A 17,114-nucleotide genomic window follows, 5' to 3' on the forward strand; every position below is an offset into this window, starting at 1 on the left:
ATTACGAGCCGTTTTTCAGCGCTTCCAGGTACTCCCAGCGTTCAAATGCTTCTTCCAGAGCCTGTTCCGCCGCGGCCATTTCCGCCAGGACTTTTTGGGTCACATCGTGCGGCTGGTTGAAGAAATCAGCATCAGCGACCTTCGCCTGCAGCGTGCCTAAATCGGCTTCAAGCTGCTCAAGCCGTTGAGGCAACTGCTCTAATTCGCGCTGCAGGTTATAGCTTAGTTTGCTATTGGCACGTTTAACAGGTTCTGCTTTTTGCGATTCGACCTTCTCGGATTTAGCCGCAGCAGCCTGACGCAGCGGCTGAGCGGAACCTTGCTGGCCTTTGGCATCATGGTAGCCACCGACATAGCGACCAATTTTGCCCTGGCCTTCGAAGATCCAGCACTCGGTCACGGTATTGTCGACAAACTGACGATCGTGGCTGACCAGCATCACGGTGCCCTGGTAACCATCAATCAGCTCTTCCAGCAGCTCCAGGGTTTCGACGTCCAGATCGTTGGTTGGTTCATCGAGGATCAGCAGGTTGCTAGGTTTTAAGAACAAACGCGCCAGCAGCAGACGGTTGCGTTCCCCACCGGAAAGCGCACGCACCGGCGTCATCGCGCGTTTGGGATGGAACAGGAAGTCCTGCAGGTAACCCAGCACATGGCGCGGCTTGCCGTTCACCATCACTTCCTGCTTACCTTCCGCCAGGTTATCCATCACGGTACGGTCAGGATCCAGCTCGGCACGGTGCTGATCGAAGTAGGCCACTTCCAGCTTGGTGCCGCAGTGTACGCGGCCGCTGTCGGCCTGAAGCTGGCTCAGCATCAGCTTCAGCAGCGTGGTTTTGCCACAGCCGTTCGGCCCTACCAGCGCAATTTTATCGCCACGCAGCACCTGAGCGGAAAAATCACGCACCAGCGTTTTACCGGCAACCTGATAGTTAACGTCTTCCATCTCGAAGACAATTTTGCCTGAGCGACTCGCTTCTTCCACCTGCATCTTCGCGCTGCCCATCACTTCACGGCGTTCACCGCGTTCACGGCGCATCGCTTTCAGGGCACGAACGCGCCCTTCGTTACGGGTGCGACGCGCTTTGATGCCCTGGCGGATCCACACTTCTTCCTGCGCCAGCTTGCGGTCAAACTCGGCGTTCTGTAACTCTTCCACGCGCAGGGCTTCTTCTTTCGCCAGCAGATACTGATCGTAATCGCCTGGGTAAGACACCAGCTTGCCGCGATCGAGATCGACAATGCGGGTGGCCATATTGCGGATAAACGAACGGTCGTGGGAGATAAAGATAATGCTGCCCTGGAACTCTTTCAGGAAGCCTTCCAGCCAGTCGATGGTTTCGATATCGAGGTGGTTAGTCGGTTCGTCCAGCAGCAATACGCGCGGAGAGCTGACCAGCGCACGCCCCAGCGCGGCTTTACGCAGCCAGCCGCCGGACAGCGCAGACAGCTCGGTATCCGCTTCAAGACCAAGCTGCTCCAGCACTTCGTTAATACGGCTATCAAGCTGCCACAGGCCCTGATGATCGAGGATCTCCTGAATGCGAGCCATCTCGTTGAGGTTCTTCTCGCTCGGATCGCTCATTACTTTGTGGGAGATATCATGGTAGGCCTTCAGGTATTCCGCCTGCTCTTCCACCCCTTCCGCTACAAAGTCATACACCGTACCCGCAACGTTACGCGGCGGGTCCTGCTGCAGGCGAGCGACGATCAGATCCTGCTCATAAACCATGCGGCCATCGTCCAGCGGGACTTCGCGGTTGAGGATCTTCATCAGCGTTGATTTGCCCGCGCCGTTACGGCCGACCAGACAGACGCGTTCGTTTTCTTCGATGTGTAATTCGGTGTTATCTAACAGCGGTGCGTCGCTAAACGACAGCCAGGCACCGTGCATACTAATTAATGACATGACTATTAATCCCGGGATTCGTGAGTGACTAACCAGCAGTTATGGATCTGGCGGTTGCGCGCAAAGTCCTGCGACTGCGTTTTTTGTGTAATTTCCTGTGCAACCAGGCCCAGCTCCGCCAGGCCGGCGAAGTCCATTTTGAAGCCACGTTTATTGTTTGAGAACATAATGGTACCGCCGCGACGCAGCAGGCGCTTCAGATCTTTCATCAGCGCAAGGTGGTCACGCTGCACGTCGAAAGAGTCTTCCATACGCTTGGAGTTAGAGAACGTCGGCGGGTCAATAAAGATCAGGTCGAACTGTTCGTCGCTGTCGCGCAGCCAGCCCAGGCAATCAGCCTGCACCAGCCGATGGGCGCGGCCGGTCAAGCCGTTCAGGCGCAGGTTGCGCTCTGCCCATTCAAGATAGGTACGGGACATATCTACCGTAGTAGTGCTTTTCGCCCCACCCAGCCCCGCGTGTACCGTTGCAGTACCGGTATAAGCAAAAAGGTTCAGGAAGTCTTTGCCTTTGCTCATCTGCCCCAGCATGCGGCGGGCAATGCGGTGGTCGAGGAACAGGCCGGTATCCAGATAGTCGGTCAAGTTGACCCACAGGCGAGCGTCATATTCGCTCACTTCCATGAAATCACCCTTTTCGCCCATCTTCTGGTACTGGCTTTTCCCTTTCTGACGTTCGCGAGTTTTTAACACCAGCTTGTTCGTCGGCAGCTCAAGCACAGCAAGCGTTGCCGCGATGACGTCAAACAGACGCTGGCGGGCTTTGTTTGGATCGATGGTTTTCGGGGGCGCGTACTCCTGCACCACAACCCAGTCGCCGTAACGGTCAACCGCCACGTTGTAATCAGGCAGATCGCCATCGTACAGGCGATAGCATTCGATGCCTTCCTGACGCGCCCACTTGTCGAGCTTCTTGACGTTTTTACGCAGGCGGTTGGCGTAATCTTCGGCAATCTGGCCGCTGGCCGCGGCAACGCCGGCAGGATTTGCCGCCAGCTGATAGTTTTTCTGTACGCAATCCAGTGGGCCGTTTTTGGCTTTAAACTGGCGGTCAGCGCGCAGCTGCAGGCAGCTCAGCAGTTCAGGGGAGGCGCTGAACAGCGACAGATGCCAGCCGCCAAACTGGTTTTTCAGGTGGCGACCCAGCAGGCTGTGCAGGGCAATCAGCGCCGGCTCGCTTTCCAGACGTTCGCCGTATGGCGGGTTGCTGATAACCGTCCCCGCCGGGCCTTCCGGCAGCGGATTGACCAGGTTCGCCACATCCTTAACGTCGAAGCTGATCACGTCAGCCAGACCCGCACGGCGGGCGTTGGCACGGGCGCGTTCAATCACGCGACTGTCGTTATCAGAACCATAGAAGCGAGACTGATATTCAGTCAGGCCGCGACGGGCGCGAACCTGGGCTTCGGTTACCACCTCTTTCCAGACATCGGCATCATGCTTCGCCCAGTTCAGGAAGCCCCAATGCTTACGGTGCAGGCCCGGCGCACGATCGGTGGCGATCATCGCCCCTTCAATCAGCAAGGTGCCGGAGCCGCACATCGGATCCAACAGCGGCGTGCCGTGCTGCCAGCCGGAGCGCATCACGATAGCCGCTGCCAGCGTCTCTTTAATAGGGGCCGCACCGGTTGCATCGCGGTAGCCGCGCTGGTGCAGGCCTTCGCCGCTGAGATCCAGGGCGATGCTGGCGGTATCTTTATTCAGCCAGACGTTAATGCGCAGATCCGGCTGCTCGCGATCGACATCCGGACGCGGCAGGTTTTTACGTGTAAAGGAGTCAACGATCGCATCCTTTACCTTCAGCGCCCCGTACTGGCTGTTGCGAATGGTTTCGTTCAGGCCGCTAAAATGCACGGCAAAGGTTGCGCCCGGCCCGAACAGCACCGGCCAGTCGATCGCCATCACGCCGAGATAAAGATCAAGGTCGCTGTAGACTTTACATTCGCTGAGCGGCAGCAAAATGCGCGAAGCCAGGCGGCTCCACATCAGGCTTTGATAGAGTAGACGAGTATCCCCCTGGAAATGTACGCCGCCCTGAACCACCTGGCAGCCCTGGGCCCCCAGGTTTTCTAGTTCAGTTTTTAACAGCTCTTCAAGCCCACGCGCCGTACTGGCAAACAGAGAATTCATATCGTCACTTATCAGGTAAAAAGAAAATTGTGGCGCATTATAGCTAATCCGCAACGCATGTCATAAAGTTGCCCTCTTATATTTACTTCCCACGGAGGGCGCCGTGATTACTTTGTCTCAACTCTTTATTCACCCGGTAAAATCTATGCGCGGCCTGGCGCTCTCCCACGCGCAGGCAACCATCAGCGGCCTGGCCTTTGATCGCATCTTTATGATTACCGAGCTGGATGGCACCTTTATTACCGCCCGCCAGCATCCGCAGATGGTGCTGTTCACTCCCGCATTCGTGCATGACGGCCTTTATTTATCCGCCCCGGACGGCAGCTCGGCCAGCATTCGCTTTGCTGATTTCGCCGCAACGCCAGAGCCGACAGAAGTCTGGGGCACGCACTTTACCGCGCTCATTGCGCCCGATGAAATTAATCAGTGGCTGAGCGGGTTCTTCTCTCGCCCGGTGCAGCTGCGCTGGGTTGGTGAGCAGCCCACCCGCCGGGTGAAACGCCACGAAGAAGTGCCGCTCTCTTTTGCCGACGGTTTCCCTTATTTGCTGACCAACGAAGCTTCGCTGCGCGACCTGCAAAACCGCTGCCCCGCCAGCGTTAAAATGACCCAGTTTCGCCCGAATATCGTGGTGACCGGTGCCTCTGCGTGGGCGGAGGATACCTGGAAAGTCGTGCGTATTGGCGGGGTCACTTTCGACGTGGCTAAACCCTGCAGCCGCTGTATTTTTACGACGGTTAGCCCGGAACGCGGCCTGAAACATCCGAGTGGAGAACCGCTCAAAACGCTGCAGGGGTTCCGCACCGCGCAGGATAATAGCGGCGCAGTCGATTTTGGTCAGAATTTGATTGCCCGTAACAGCGGAGTTATTCGCGTGGGCGACGAGCTGGAGGTGCTGGCCCACAGGCCGGCGAATGTTTATGGCCCCGGCGAAGTGGTGGAAAGCCTCGAACCTCAGAGCCAGCCTGAAAGCAGCGTCAGCATCGACTGGGAAGGCACGACGTTCCAGGGCAATAACCAACAGATTCTTTTGGAACAGCTGGAAAACAAAGGGATTCGCGTCCCCTATTCCTGCCGGGCCGGGATATGCGGAAGCTGTCGGGTTAGGTTGCTGGATGGCGAAGTGAAAGCACTGAAGAAAGGCGCCATTGGCGCGGACGGCACCATTTTATGCTGCAGCTGCGTGCCTACAGGGAATGTGAGCGTGGCGTCGCGCTAAACGGCCTGATCGAGACTGAGGCCGCTGCTTAAAGGCTGCGGTTTCAGCCGGTCATTCATCACTTTAATGGCATCCCCAAGCTGCATCGTGCGGCCAGCTAACGTGAGCCCCTGCTGAGCAAGCAGGCAAAGTGCGGCATTGTCGCCGGTTTCCACCACCAGCAGGTTCACCTGCTGCATATTCTCGCTTAGCCACACGCAGGCCCCTTCCCCTACTTCTGGCTGCCAGCCGTCGCCGTGGGAGACAAAATGCCAGCTTTTTGGCATCTGCGGTTTGAGGAAGCGAATCGCTACCAGGGCGTTGAGCACCAGCTCGGCGCGCTGCTCTTTCCCTAACGGTAAATCACGGCATTTTTCTTCAAAAGAGAAATAAAGCGCCGCATCATCAACACAAAAACCTGAATTTTCAAAGGCATCCGGGGTTAGCATTTTACGGGGAAAGCGCGAACGGAAAAGCATACCATTGGCCAAATCGAGCATCATTCGATCGTGCTTTTCATCGAAATACCAACGCCAGTTATCATCCGGTTTTATTCGCATAATGCTTACCCTTCATTTATCCCGCTGCTGAATTGCCACTCAAATTCTTACCATATTAATAAAAGACCAATATGTTTAAATAAGCAACAGTAGCGGAATATAAAACAACCAGGACCGAAAATAAAGCCCTGGTTGTCTGTAAAAGGTAAATGATCAGAGATGGGTAACGATTTCTTTAATCAGCGGTGGGCCTTTAAAAATGAAGCCTGAGTATATTTGAACCAACGAAGCGCCAGCCGCCATCTTCTCGCGAGCGGCAACCACGGAATCAATCCCTCCTACGCCAATAATCGGCAGGCGGCCATTTAATTCCTGAGACAGGCGGCGAATAATTTCCGTGCTTTTTAATTGTACAGGACGCCCGCTTAAGCCCCCGGTTTCATCGCAGTGTTTCATGCCCTGAACAAGGCTGCGGTCTAAAGTAGTATTGGTTGCAATGACCCCGTCAATATTATGGCGAACTAAACTGTCTGCCACCTGGATCAATTCTTCTTCAGAAAGATCCGGCGCGATCTTCACCGCCACGGGAACATATTTATGGTGGATCTCTTGCAGCGCTTGTTGCTTATTTTTAATGGCGCTTAAAAGATCGTCCAACGCTTCACCATATTGCAAAGTACGCAGCCCTGGCGTATTCGGTGATGAGATATTGATCGCAATATAGCCAGCATATGGATAAATTTTATCCATGCAGATCAGATAATCGTCTTTCCCCTGTTCAACGGGGGTATCTTTGTTCTTGCCGATATTAATCCCGAGCACGCCGTCGAAATGCGCTTTTTTTACGTTTTCGACCAGGTTATCCACCCCGAGATTATTAAACCCCATTCGGTTAATCAGCCCTTCGGCTTCCACCAAACGGAAGATACGTGGCTTGTCGTTCCCCGGCTGCGGACGCGGCGTCACGGTGCCAATCTCAATGGAGCCAAAGCCCATCGCACCGAAGGCATCGATACATTCCCCGTTTTTATCCAGGCCCGCGGCTAAGCCGAGCGGATTCTTGAACGTTAACCCCATGCAGGTCACAGGTTTTGACGGCACGTTCTGACGCACCAGCCACTCAAGCGGCGTTCCGGTGACAAAGCGTAATTGCTGAAAAGTTAACTCATGAGCGCGCTCTGGATCGAGCTGAAAAAGGGCTTTACGAACGAAGGGGTAGTACATGAACTCTCCTGGATTCCCGGTGTGCAGACCGGGGCGTTATTATTCACGATCCGGGGGATGATTGGAATTGACCTGTCGCAAAAAAGCCTGAATAGAGGCAAACGTTTTCTTTCCCGGCGCGCAATATGCGCTTTTTCGCAAATCTATCCCGGAAAAATCACTTAGCCACGGAAATCATCTCTGCGAGTATCACGCTAATTGTTATCAATGTTAGATAAAAGCAAACAATTAGTTATAAGGAGTCGTGATGCGTGTGATTACCCTGGCCGGAAGCCCTCGCTACCCGTCCCGTTCCAGCTCGCTGCTGGAGTATGCGCGGGAGAAGCTGAGCGCCCTTGATGTTGAAGTTTATCACTGGCACTTACAGAACTTCGCGCCTGAAGACTTGCTCTATGCAAGGTTCGACAGCCCGGCGCTGCTGGCGCTCACCGAACAACTCAGCACTGCCGACGGCCTGATTATCGCCACCCCGGTTTACAAAGCCTCGTTTTCAGGCGCGCTAAAAACGCTGCTCGATTTGCTCCCCGAACGCGCCTTAGAGAAGAAGGTTGTTCTGCCTCTCGCCACCGGCGGTACCGTGGCGCATATGCTCGCCGTGGACTATGCCCTTAAACCGGTGCTGAATGCGCTCAAAGCACAGGAGATCCTGCACGGCGTTTTCGCCGACGACGGCCAGATAGCCGATTACCAGCACAAACCTCAGTTCACGCCTAACCTACAAAAACGTCTGGACGAAGCGCTGGAAACCTTCTGGCAGGCGCTCCACCGCCGTGACTTTGCGGTACCTTCGCCGTTTAACGCCCGAGGGGTGAGCCATGTTTAATTTGCTTAAACGCCGCTCTCCGTGGCTCGCTTTTGCCGGCCTGCTTGCTTTTTCAACCTATAGCAACGCCTCGGACAGCGGCCCGGAACAGCTGCGCATTGGTTACCAAAAAGGCTCCGTCAGTATGGTGTTAGCCAAAAGCCACCAGCTCCTGGAGAAGCAATACCCGAATACCAAAGTCTCGTGGATTGAGTTTCCCGCCGGGCCACAAATGCTGGAGGCACTGAACGTCGGCAGCATCGATTTGGGCAGCACGGGCGATATCCCGCCTATTTTCGCGCAGGCCGCCGGAGCGGATCTGCTGTATGTAGGTGCCGAGCCGCCCAAACCGAAAGCAGAGGTGATTCTGGTCCCCGAAAATAGCCCCCTGAAAACCGTGGCGGATTTAAAAGGCCATAAGATTGCCTTCCAGAAAGGCTCCAGCTCACACAACCTGGTGCTGCGCGCGTTGCAGCAAGCCGGACTGAAGTTTTCCGATATTCAACCCGCTTACCTGACCCCCGCCGATGCCCGCGCGGCCTTTCAGCAAGGGAACGTCGATGCCTGGGCTATCTGGGATCCGTACTATTCGGCAGCGCTGTTAAACGGCGGCGTTCGCGTCTTAACGGACGGCAGCGAGCTGAATCAAACCGGGTCGTTCTATTTAGCTTCCCGTCCTTATGCAGAAGCGAACGGCCCGTTTCTTCAACAGGTACTGAAAACCTTTAGCGATGCCGACGCGCTCACCCGCACGCAGCGGGCAGCAAGCGTAGCGCTTCTCGCTAAAACGATGGGCCTGCCTGAAGCCGTCATTGCCACTTACTTTGACCATCGCCCTCCTTCAGAAATTACGCCGGTCAACGAAGCGACTGCCGCCAAACAGCAAAATACCGCCGACCTGTTTTATGAAAATCGCCTTGTTCCAAAGAAAGTCGATATCCGAACCCGCATCTGGCAACCCGCCGGCAAGACACAAGGAGCTAAGTCATGAGTCTGAATCTGTTCTGGTTCTTACCTACCCACGGGGATGGGCACTATCTTGGCAGCGACACGGGCGCACGTCCGGTCGACTATGGCTACCTGCAGCAAATAGCTCAGGCTGCAGACCGCATCGGCTTCACCGGCGTGCTGATCCCGACCGGGCGTTCCTGCGAGGATGCCTGGCTGGTGGCGGCCTCAATGATCCCGGTCACTCAACGGCTTAAGTTCCTGGTCGCACTGCGCCCGAGCGTTGTCTCCCCTACTCTTGCCGCTCGCCAGGCCGCCACGCTGGATCGCCTTTCCAACGGGCGAGCATTGTTTAACCTGGTGACCGGGGGCGACGCTGAAGAACTGGCTGCGGAAGGCGTTTTTCTAAACCATGAAGAGCGCTATGAGGCCTCCGCAGAGTTTACGCATATCTGGCGGCGCGTCCTCGAAGGCGAAACCGTCGACTATGACGGCAAACACATCCAGGTCAAAGGCGCGAAGCTGCTTTATCCCCCGGTACAGCAACCTCGCCCACCGCTTTATTTTGGCGGATCGTCCGATGCCGCTCAGGATCTTGCGGCCGAGCAGGTTGACCTTTACCTGACCTGGGGCGAACCTCCACATTTGGTAAAAGAAAAGATCGAGCAAGTTCGGGCGAAAGCTGAAGCGCGGGGGCGGCAAGTTCGCTTTGGTATTCGCCTGCACGTTATTGTGCGCGAAACCAACGAAGAAGCGTGGCAGGCGGCAAACCGGCTTATTTCTCACCTCGATGACATCACCATCGCCAAGGCACAGGCCGCTTTTGCCCGCAGCGACTCCGTCGGGCAACAGCGCATGGCCGCCCTGCACGGCGGTAAGCGAGACAAGCTGGAGATCAGCCCTAATCTTTGGGCCGGTGTCGGTCTGGTTCGCGGTGGGGCTGGCACCGCGCTGGTGGGCGATGGGCCAACGGTCGCGGCCCGCATAAACGAGTACGCCAACCTGGGCATCGACAGCTTTATTCTTTCCGGCTATCCACATCTGGAAGAAGCCTACCGCGCGGGCGAACTGCTGTTCCCTCACCTTGACGTGGCGATCCCAGAAATTCCTCAGCCGCGACAGGTTCAGGAAAAAGGAGAAGTTATCGCCAACGATTTTATCCCGCGTAAAGTGGCGCAGAGCTAGGGAGGCACCATGCAAGCGTCCGTGCACAGAGTCTTGCTGCGCCTGGCCCCCTGGGCGCTGCCGGTGGCGATTGTGCTTCTCTGGCAATTAGCTTCGTCTGCAGGCTGGCTTTCCACCCGTATTTTGCCCTCTCCCGAGGGCGTCGTGCTGGCTTTCTGGAGCCTCTCAGCCAGCGGTGAACTCTGGCAGCATCTGGCTATCAGCTCCTGGCGTGCCGTGATTGGTTTCAGCATCGGCGGATCGCTGGGCCTGATCTTAGGTCTGATTAGCGGCCTGTCGCGATGGGGCGAACGCCTGCTGGACAGCTCTATTCAGATGCTGCGCAACGTTCCACATCTGGCGCTGATCCCGCTGGTGATCCTGTGGTTTGGTATCGATGAGACGGCCAAGATCTTTCTGGTGGCGCTCGGGACGCTGTTTCCTATTTACATCAATACCTGGCACGGCATCCGCAATATCGATCGTGGCCTGCTGGAAATGGCGCGCAGCTACGGCCTTTCCGGGTTTAGCCTGTTCGTGCACGTCATTCTGCCGGGTGCGTTGCCGTCCATTATGGTCGGCGTACGTTTTGCCTTAGGCCTGATGTGGCTGACGCTTATTGTCGCCGAAACGATCTCGGCAAATTCAGGGATTGGCTATCTGGCGATGAATGCCAGGGAGTTCCTGCAAACCGACGTGGTGGTGGTGGCCATCGTGCTGTATGCGCTGCTGGGCAAACTCGCCGATGTCAGCGCCCGCCTGCTGGAACGCGTCTGGTTACGCTGGCATCCGGCTTATCAATTAAAGGAGGAGACGGTATGACAACTGCTCGTCTGAACCAGGGCACGCCGCTGTGGCTCAACGGCGTCAGCAAACGCTACGGCGATAAAAGCATTCTCAATCAGCTTGAGCTGCGTATCCCCGCCGGGCAGTTCGTGGCGGTGGTCGGCCGCAGCGGCGGCGGCAAAAGTACCCTACTGCGCCTGCTTGCCGGGCTGGAAACACCCAATCACGGCGCGCTATTCGCAGGCAGTGCACCGCTGCGGGACAGCCAGGATGATACGCGGCTGATGTTTCAGGACGACAGGCTGCTGCCGTGGAAAACGGTGATAGATAACGTCGGGCTCGGGCTGAAAAATAACTGGCGAGACGCAGCTCTTCAGGCGCTCACCGCCGTTGGGCTTGAAAATCGGGCCAATGAGTGGCCAGCGGCACTTTCCGGCGGGCAAAAGCAACGCGTGGCATTGGCAAGGGCGCTCATCCATCGCCCGCGCCTGCTGTTGCTCGACGAACCGCTGGGCGCGCTGGATGCCCTGACGCGTATTGAGATGCAGGAGCTGATTGTTTCTTTGTGGCAGGAACATGGCTTTACCGTGCTTTTGGTCACCCATGATGTCAGCGAAGCCGTCGCCATGGCCGACCGCGTGTTGCTTATAGAAGAGGGGAAAATTGGCCTGGACCTGACGGTTGATTTACCGCGTCCGCGCCGCCTGGGATCGGTGAAGCTAGCGGAGCTGGAGGCTGAAGTGCTTGCCAGAGTGATGAAACGAGGTTCTGAGGAGCCGGCGCGCCAGGTGCGCACCGGCTGATTTAATACCCTATCCCTGAAAGGGATAGGGGCAAAGATTACGCCAGCGCTTTGGCAATCTTCTCGAACAGATCCCCGGACAGGTTTTCCAACCCTTTCAACTGCTCCAGCGCGGCACGCATCTTAGCCTGACGTTCGGCGTCATAACGCTTCAGGCGAATCAGCGGCTCTACCAGACGAGAGGCAATTTGCGGGTTGCGGCTGTTGAGCTCGGTCAGCATCTCGACCATAAACTGGTAGCCGCTGCCGTCTTTGGCGTGGAACGCGGCCGGGTTGGCTGAAGCAAACGCGCCAATCAGAGAACGTACGCGGTTCGGGTTGCCCAGGCTGAAAGAACGGTGGTTCAGCAGCTCGCGAACCTTCGCCAGCGTGTTGCTGCCCGGGCTGGTCGCCTGCAGCACAAACCACTTATCCATGACCAGGCCATCTTTGTGCCATTTCTCATCGTACTCAGCCAGCAGCGCTTCACGGCATGGCAACTGCGCGGCCACCGCGGCGGACAGTGCGGCAATAGAATCGGTCATATTGTCCGCCTGCTGATACTGCTCGCGTACCAGTTGCTCAGCAAGTTCAACGTCACCAAACGCCAGATAGCGCAGGCAAGTGTTGCGCAGCGCGCGCTTGCCGATATCACCGTGATCCACGCGATAGCTGTCGAGCTTATTGGCGTTATAGATAGCCAGGAACTCGTCGGCCAGCTCTGCTGCGAGGGTGCGGGTCAGCGCCCCGTGAACTTCAGCAATGGCGATAGGATCGATGGTCTGGAACAGCTCGGCAATTTCATTCTGCGAAGGCAGCGTCAGGATCTCCGCGGCAAGCGCCGGATCGATCTTCTCATCCAGCAGAATGGCGCGGAATGCGTCAGCCACGTGCAGCGGCAGAGAAAGCGGCTGCCCTTGCTGGCTGCGGTTCACGTTGATCTTGATGTAGTTTGCCAGCAGGCTTTGCGCCGCATCCCAACGGGAGAAGTCGTTCCGCGCGTGGCGCATCAGGAACGTCAGTTGCTGGTCGCTCCATTTGTACTCGAGCTTCACCGGCGCAGAGAATTCGCGCAGCAAAGACGGCACCGGCTGGAAGTAGACATTGTCGAAAACAAAGGTCTGTTCGGCCTGGGTCACGTTCAGCACGTGGTGCACCGGGTGACCGTCCTTCTGCAGCGGAATGACCTTCCCTTCGTTATCGTAAAGCTCGATATCAAACGGGATATGCAGCGGGTGTTTTTCCTGCTGTTCAGCGGTCGGCGGCGTCATCTGGCTGATAGTCAGCGTGTAGTGCTCAGTTTCCGGGTTGTAGTCGTCACGCACGGTGACAACCGGCGTCCCGGCCTGGCTGTACCAGCGGCGGAAATGAGACAGGTCAACGTTGGACGCATCTTCCATCGCCTGCACGAAGTCATCGCAGGTCGCCGCGCTGCCGTCATGGCGTTCAAAGTAAAGCTGCATGCCCTTCTGGAAGTTTTCTTCGCCCAGCAGCGTGTGCAGCATACGAATCACTTCTGAGCCCTTCTCATACACCGTCAGGGTATAGAAGTTATTCATTTCGATAACTTTGTCCGGGCGGATCGGGTGCGCCATCGGGCTGGCGTCTTCGGCGAACTGCATCGCGCGCATGGTACGCACGTTCTGAATACGGTTAACTGCGCGAGACCCCAGGTCGGAGCTGAACTCCTGGTCACGGAAGACGGTTAACCCCTCTTTCAGGCTCAGCTGGAACCAGTCGCGGCAGGTGACGCGGTTACCGGTCCAGTTGTGGAAATACTCGTGGCCGATGACGCGTTCAATGTCGAGATAGTCTTTGTCAGTCGCAGTTTCGGCGCGGGCCAGGACATACTTCGAGTTGAAGATATTCAGCCCTTTGTTTTCCATCGCCCCCATATTGAAGAAGTCGACGGCGACGATCATATAGATGTCGAGGTCATACTCCAGGCCAAAACGGGTTTCATCCCACTTCATGGACGCCTTCAGCGAGGTCATCGCCCAGTCAGCGCGATCCAGATTCCCGCGGTCAACAAACAGCTCCAGCGCAACGTTACGGCCGGAACGGGTTTTGAAGCTGTCGCGCAGGACGTCAAAATCACCCGCCACCAGCGCAAACAGGTAGCAAGGTTTTGGGAACGGATCCTGCCACTGCACCCAGTGACGGCCATTTTCCAGCTCGCCTTCGGCAATGCGGTTGCCGTTAGCCAGCAGATACGGATATTTGTTTTTGTCGGCGATGACTTTGGTCGTGAAGCGCGCCAGGACGTCCGGGCGGTCCAGGTACCAGGTGATGTGGTGGAAGCCTTCAGCTTCACATTGGGTACATAACGCTTCCCCGGATTGATACAGCCCTTCAAGCGCGGTGTTGGTTGCCGGGCTAATTTCGTTCACAATCGTCAGCGTGAAGGCGTCAGGAACCTGCTCCAGAATGAGCGCGCCATCTTCCTGGCGATAGTGCGGCCAGGCGCTACCGTTTACGGCAATGGAAACCAGCGTGAGGTCTTCACCATCAAGATGCAGCGGAGCGCCCGCTTCGCCCTGACGGACAATTTTGCTGACTGCGGTGACCTGAGTTTTTGCGGCATCAAGGTCAAAGGTCAAATCGATATCGGTTATCGTATAATCCGCCGCGCGATAGTCGTGGCGATATTTGGCTTGTGGCTGTTGTGTCATAAAAAACCTTATACATCGTCCGTAAGATAACGAACTTCAGTCTATTCCTGTTGCCGGAATGTTGCTACGCAGAATCTTCATCTTTGGCGGCCGATAGCCCAAATTTTTTACCGCTTTATGCGGTATTACGCTTCTCTCCTGCACCTTCCGGCACGGAACTCTTCCTTTTCCTACGCCACTCAATGCAGCCCCTTCCTCCTGAGAGAACTTAATATGCGTATTCCTCCTTCCGGCCCTATGGCTTTTCATCAGGCCGTTGCCCAAAACGATATTGCTACCATCCAGAAGCTAAGGCAGCAGGGTTATAAACCCGTCGCTCTGGACCAGCACGGAAACTCACCGCTGGATGCGCTGGCTAACCGCCGTGATATTGACGGCGCTACGCGGGCGCGGCTTTACCACAGCCTTTTGGCTTCGCTGAATCCCAGTGCGCCGTCGGGCTATATCAAGCCGGAAGCTTTTCATGGCTCTCCCTGGGGCTTTGAAATATTGCGCAGCGGCGCGCTGAAAGGCGGCGTGAACGATCCTAAAGGCGGTTCACAGTCGCTGGAGGGAAAAGTGTTTTTCTCAGATCGAACTCGGGAGTCGAGCAACAAATTTGAAACGCGTGAGAATCTTCGCCAGAAACCGCGCGTGTACGCCAAAGGACTGGGCATCAAGCCCACCACGGTGGAGACGCGCTCGAACCTGTACGTGCTGAGCAAAGCCATCAATCATGCTTCTTCTGCCAGCCATTTCCCGGCCTCAACGCTGACGCTAAAAAGCAGCAATAATCTGGAAGAGGCGGTGTATGACAGCCTGGTGCGTCTTTTGTCGAATAACGGCTATCGCCTAAAAAAGGAAACGCCGGAGCAAATCCTGCAGCAAACCGGCGTCCCGGCGCATATCAAATTCGTGGATAACAGCCACCCGCCTTCCGGGGAACAAACGCGGAAACTGATCGGTAGCGCCTTTAAGCGCATTGAAAATGAAATGATCGGCGGAAAATTACCGTTCCTGAATCTGCTCAACGATGGGCAAACCCTGCCGCTGGTGTTTGGCTTCAGTAAAGTGAACAACCTGAAAACCCATACCATCCATAATTCGTTGAGCAACACCGCCTCGATGTTTAACTACCAGGCTGAAAACCATCCCCTGAGCGGGACAGCTAACGGCGGCAAGCTCAAAGAAATTGAAGTGAAATCCCTGGCCGATCTTGCCACGCTCACGCTTGCCTGTAAGGTACAAAACGTCGCGTTACCGAAAGACGCGCTGATTCGTATCAACCCAACCCCGAATGAAAAAAAACAGCACGGGCTGAAGGCGCTGTATCTGGATGCATCCGCACTCGCCAGATTCAGTCACGCGCTGCTGGGGTCGGGCACAACGAATATGGGCAGGATGACGCTCGAGCAACTTCAATCGCTGAATCACACTCTGCGTGAAAAAGCGGAGAACGGCAGTCTTCGCATTCGTTAGCTGCCAGTCAACATCGGCGGCCATTCGCCGCCGGTGATTTCACCGAGAAAAGGATGTCGCACGTTTTGTTTAGTACTCTAAACACCATTTAATTCAATGCATTGAACTGTATTATGGCGTTAATCACGCCATAAACCCCTCCAGAGGCTGCCCCCCTATTGTTGTGATCCTGCTTCAATAAACAGATAATCAGGGTATACTCCCGCGTCTTAATTTGCCCGGACTGATGGAAACGCTCCTGTGAGAGGATGCTGAAACGCGCCATGACACGACACGCTTCCCCGATTTTGCAAACGCTTCTGGATACTGACGCCTACAAGCTTCATATGCAGCAAGCGGTTTATCACCGCTATTACGACGTAAATGTCGCAGCGGAATTCCGCTGCCGCGGCGACGACCTGCTGGGCATTCATGCCGAGGCTATTCGTGAGCAGGTCGCGGCTATGCAGCACCTGCGCCTCAGCGACGAAGAATTTCACTGGCTGAAAAGCCTGCCCTTTTTCAAAGCCGATTACCTCGACTGGCTGCGTGACTTCCGCTATGACCCTGCTCAGGTTCAGGTGACCAATAATCATGGTCACCTGGATATCCGCCTAAGCGGCCCCTGGCGGGAAGTCATCATGTGGGAAGTTCCCCTGCTGGCGGTAATCAGTGAAGTCGTTCACCAGCATCGCGCCCCCGGCGTGACGCCAAAAATGGCGCTGGATCACCTGGAAACTAAGCTGCAGGAATTTAACACGCTGACCGCCGGGCTGGATCTTTCCCATTTCCGCCTGATGGACTTCGGCACCCGCCGCCGTTTCTCTCGGGAAGTGCAGCAGGCGATTGTCGAGCGCCTCAAGCAGGAGCCGTGGTTTATCGGCACCAGCAACTACGATCTGGCCCGCCGGCTTGATCTTACGCCGATGGGCACCCAGGCCCACGAGTGGTTCCAGGCGCATCAGCAGATAAGCCCGGACCTGGCTAACAGCCAGCGCGCGGCGCTGCAGGCCTGGCTGGACGAATATCCCGACCAGCTAGGAATAGCCCTGACTGACTGCATCACCATGGATGCCTTCCTGCGTGATTTCGGCAAGGAGTTTGCCACGCGCTACCAGGGGCTACGCCACGATTCAGGTGACCCGGTTGAGTGGGGAGAAAAAGCCATTGCCCACTACCAGAAGCTGGGTATCGATCCGTTAAGCAAAGTGTTGGTATTTTCCGATAACCTGGATTTAAACAAAGCCGTGGAGCTGTACCGCCGCTTCTCATCCCGGGTTAACCTCAGCTTTGGTATCGGCACCCGCCTGACCTGCGACATTCCGCAGGTTAAGCCGCTGAACATCGTGATTAAGCTCGTGGAGTGCAACGGTAAGCCGGTGGCTAAGCTTTCGGATAGCCCGGGAAAAACCATATGCCACGACAAAGCCTTTGTTCGGGCACTGCGCAAAGCCTTTGACCTTCCGCTGGTTAAAAAAGCCAGCTGATTCAGCGATAATCGGTGAATAGCCGCTTCGCTATTCACCGCCCTTCTCTCATTCCTTTATTTCTTCATCAGCAACGC

13 protein-coding genes are annotated in these 17,114 nt (G+C 56.1%); 8 read left to right on the forward strand and 5 right to left on the reverse strand.

The genetic code is table 11. The features are described 5' to 3' along the window. Position 1: 1 nt before the first annotated feature. Together WFN87_RS14285 and rlmKL are read right to left on the reverse strand one after the other, a co-directional pair. The gene (locus WFN87_RS14285) at positions 2-1,909 is read right to left on the reverse strand and encodes an ABC transporter ATP-binding protein (RefSeq protein ID WP_008461239.1); all 1,908 of its coding nucleotides are present in this window, start codon (positions 1,907-1,909) and stop codon (positions 2-4) included. Positions 1,910-1,914: 5 nt separating this feature from the next. Next, on the reverse strand, positions 1,915-4,038 hold the full coding sequence (gene rlmKL, locus WFN87_RS14290) for a bifunctional 23S rRNA (guanine(2069)-N(7))-methyltransferase RlmK/23S rRNA (guanine(2445)-N(2))-methyltransferase RlmL (RefSeq protein ID WP_336983266.1): 2,124 nt from the start codon (positions 4,036-4,038) through the stop codon (positions 1,915-1,917). Between the two features lie 103 nt (positions 4,039-4,141). On the opposite strand from rlmKL, the gene WFN87_RS14295 reads away from it, so the two are divergent. Further along, on the forward strand, positions 4,142-5,257 hold the full coding sequence (locus tag WFN87_RS14295) for a YcbX family protein (protein WP_336983267.1): 1,116 nt from the start codon (positions 4,142-4,144) through the stop codon (positions 5,255-5,257). On the opposite strand, the gene WFN87_RS14300 is transcribed toward WFN87_RS14295, so the two are convergent. Both WFN87_RS14300 and pyrD read right to left on the reverse strand, forming a co-directional pair. After that, positions 5,254-5,796 carry a cell division protein ZapC gene (locus WFN87_RS14300; protein ID WP_336983268.1) on the reverse strand — a complete coding sequence of 181 codons (543 nt, stop codon included), beginning with the start codon at positions 5,794-5,796 and terminating at the stop codon, positions 5,254-5,256. The genes WFN87_RS14295 and WFN87_RS14300 overlap by 4 nt on opposite strands. A gap of 153 nt (positions 5,797-5,949) precedes the next feature. Next, positions 5,950-6,960, reverse strand: a complete 1,011-nt coding sequence (gene pyrD, locus WFN87_RS14305) for a quinone-dependent dihydroorotate dehydrogenase (RefSeq protein ID WP_213715925.1) — start codon at positions 6,958-6,960, stop codon at positions 5,950-5,952. A gap of 247 nt (positions 6,961-7,207) precedes the next feature. Between pyrD and ssuE the strand changes: the two genes are divergently transcribed. The 5 genes from ssuE to ssuB are packed head-to-tail and all read left to right on the forward strand — an operon-like array spanning position 7,208 to position 11,463. Further along, a complete protein-coding gene (ssuE, locus tag WFN87_RS14310) occupies positions 7,208-7,783 on the forward strand; it encodes an NADPH-dependent FMN reductase (RefSeq protein WP_008461226.1) in 576 nt (191 codons plus the stop codon). Next, positions 7,776-8,753 carry an aliphatic sulfonate ABC transporter substrate-binding protein gene (locus WFN87_RS14315; RefSeq protein WP_166995524.1) on the forward strand — a complete coding sequence of 326 codons (978 nt, stop codon included), beginning with the start codon at positions 7,776-7,778 and terminating at the stop codon, positions 8,751-8,753. The genes ssuE and WFN87_RS14315 overlap by 8 nt, the downstream gene beginning before the upstream one ends. Beyond that, positions 8,750-9,895 carry an FMNH2-dependent alkanesulfonate monooxygenase gene (gene ssuD / locus WFN87_RS14320; protein ID WP_336983269.1) on the forward strand — a complete coding sequence of 382 codons (1,146 nt, stop codon included), beginning with the start codon at positions 8,750-8,752 and terminating at the stop codon, positions 9,893-9,895. Before WFN87_RS14315 ends, ssuD begins: the two co-directional genes overlap by 4 nt. A 9-nt stretch (positions 9,896-9,904) precedes the next feature. Continuing rightward, positions 9,905-10,696 (forward strand): aliphatic sulfonate ABC transporter permease SsuC, encoded by a 792-nt coding sequence (gene ssuC, locus WFN87_RS14325; RefSeq protein WP_166995520.1) that lies wholly within the window; start codon positions 9,905-9,907, stop codon positions 10,694-10,696. Then, entirely contained in the window at positions 10,693-11,463 is a 771-nt protein-coding gene (ssuB, locus tag WFN87_RS14330) for an aliphatic sulfonates ABC transporter ATP-binding protein (protein WP_166995518.1), read from the forward strand. The genes ssuC and ssuB overlap by 4 nt, the downstream gene beginning before the upstream one ends. Positions 11,464-11,500: 37 nt before the next feature. On the opposite strand, the gene pepN is transcribed toward ssuB, so the two are convergent. Then, positions 11,501-14,113: an aminopeptidase N gene (pepN, locus tag WFN87_RS14335; protein WP_336708478.1), complete on the reverse strand. Its 2,613-nt coding sequence runs from the start codon at positions 14,111-14,113 to the stop codon at positions 11,501-11,503. A 213-nt stretch (positions 14,114-14,326) separates the two neighbouring features. Between pepN and WFN87_RS14340 the strand changes: the two genes are divergently transcribed. Both WFN87_RS14340 and pncB read left to right on the forward strand, forming a co-directional pair. After that, positions 14,327-15,571, forward strand: a complete 1,245-nt coding sequence (locus WFN87_RS14340; protein WP_336983270.1) for a hypothetical protein — start codon at positions 14,327-14,329, stop codon at positions 15,569-15,571. Between the two features lie 263 nt (positions 15,572-15,834). Next, positions 15,835-17,037, forward strand: coding sequence for a nicotinate phosphoribosyltransferase (gene pncB / locus WFN87_RS14345; protein ID WP_166875399.1), 1,203 nt, complete (start codon positions 15,835-15,837; stop codon positions 17,035-17,037). The last annotated feature ends 77 nt before the right edge of the window (positions 17,038-17,114 follow it).

The organism is Cedecea sp. AS113 (genome assembly GCF_037152415.1).
Lineage (GTDB): Bacteria > Pseudomonadota > Gammaproteobacteria > Enterobacterales > Enterobacteriaceae > Cedecea.